Source organism: Roseicella aerolata (genome assembly GCF_020523605.1).
In the GTDB taxonomy this organism is placed as follows: Bacteria; Pseudomonadota; Alphaproteobacteria; order Acetobacterales; family Acetobacteraceae; genus Paracraurococcus; species Paracraurococcus aerolatus.
Genome location: NZ_JAJAQI010000143.1, coordinates 1 through 1418, shown reverse-complemented (window position 1 = coordinate 1418; position 1418 = coordinate 1). Strand labels below are relative to the sequence as shown.

Annotated in this window: 1 protein-coding gene; it reads right to left on the bottom strand. The window is 70.7% G+C overall.

Annotated elements, in window-relative coordinates; genetic code table 11:
* Window positions 1–60: 60 nt before the first annotated feature.
* On the bottom strand, window positions 61–1260 hold the full coding sequence (locus LHA35_RS28210) for an IS256 family transposase (protein ID WP_226615092.1): 1200 nt from the start codon (window positions 1258–1260) through the stop codon (window positions 61–63).
* Between the last annotated feature and the right edge of the window lie 158 nt (window positions 1261–1418).

The following is a 1418-nucleotide window of genomic DNA, read 5'->3' as shown; positions in this document are numbered from 1 at the left end:
GGTCGTGCCCCGGGGCGTGGTGTAGGAGTGCGGTGATCTCCGGCGGGCTGGGCCGCCGTATCAGGCGGCCACGGCGGGCAGGCTGACGGTGACAGTATCGCTGACGGCGCCGATCGTCTCCAGGGTCATGTAGCGGGAGCGCTGGGTGGCCCACTCGTCGGACTGCTCGAGCAGGATGGCGCCGACGAGGCGGATGACGGCGGCCTCGTTGGGAAAGATGCCGACGACATCGGTGCGGCGCTTGATCTCGCCGTTGAGGCGTTCGATCGGGTTGGTGCTGTGCAGCTTCGCCCGATGCGCGGCGGGGAAGTGCATGTAGGCGAGGACGTCCTCCTCCGCCTCGTCCATCAGGGCGGCGAGCTTCGGCACCTTGGGGCGGAGGTGGTCGGCGACGGTGCGCCACTGGGCGTGGGCGGCGGCTGCGTCCTCCTGTGCGTAGGCGGTGCCGATCCAGGCCGAGACGATGCGGCGCTGGGTCTTGCCCGCATGGGCGACGGCGTTGCGCATGAAGTGGACGCGGCAGCGCTGCCAGGTGGCCCGCAGCACCTTCGTCACGGCGGCCTTGAGGCCCTCATGGGCGTCGGAGACGACGAGCTTGACCCCGCGCAGGCCGCGGCGGGCGAGGCTGCGGAGAAAGTCGAGCCAGAAGGTCTCCGCCTCCGAGGCGCCGGTGGCCATGCCGAGGACCTCGCGCCGCCCGTCGGCGTTGACGCCGACCGCGATGGTGACCGCGACGGGGACGATGCGCCCGGCCTCGCGGACCTTCACGTAGGTGGCGTCGAGCCAGAGGTAGGGCCAGTCACCCTCGATGGGGCGGGTCAGGAAGTCACGGACGCGGTCGTCGATCTCGGCGCAGAGCCGGCTGACCTGGCTCTTGCTCACCCCCTCCATGCCCATCGCGCGGACGAGGTCGTCCACGGAGCGGGTGGAGATGCCATGCACGTAGGCTTCCTGGATCACGGCGGTCAGCGCCTTCTCGGCCATCCGCCGGGGTTCCAGGAAGGCCGGGAAGTAGCTGCCCTTCCTGAGCTTCGGGATGCGCAGCTCGACGGTGCCGACCCGGGTCTGCCAGTCGCGCTCCCGGTAGCCGTTGCGCTGCACCAGGCGATCGGGGCTGCGCTCGCCATGGGCGGCGCCGGTCACCTCGCCCACCTCCAGCTCCATCAGGCGCTGCGCGGCGAAGCCGATCATCTCGCGCAGGAACGTCGCGTCGGAGCCCTTCTCCAGCATCTGCCGAAGGGCCATCGTCTCGTCGGTCATCGTGGTCGGTCCAAGGTCAGGGGTTGCAGGTCTCGACAACCCAACCCTACCGAGGATCACCGCGGTGGCCGCCCGGGGCGCTCCGCTCCGCTCAGCCATGGGGCTTCGCTACGCGCCCCGGGCTCTGTCCCTCCTACACCACCACCAGGGACGCGACC

Coding starts and splice junctions, on each gene's coding strand:
- LHA35_RS28210 (WP_226615092.1), bottom strand. CDS start 1,260: ATGACCGACGAGACGATGGCCCTTCGGCAGATGCTGGAGAAGGGCTCC.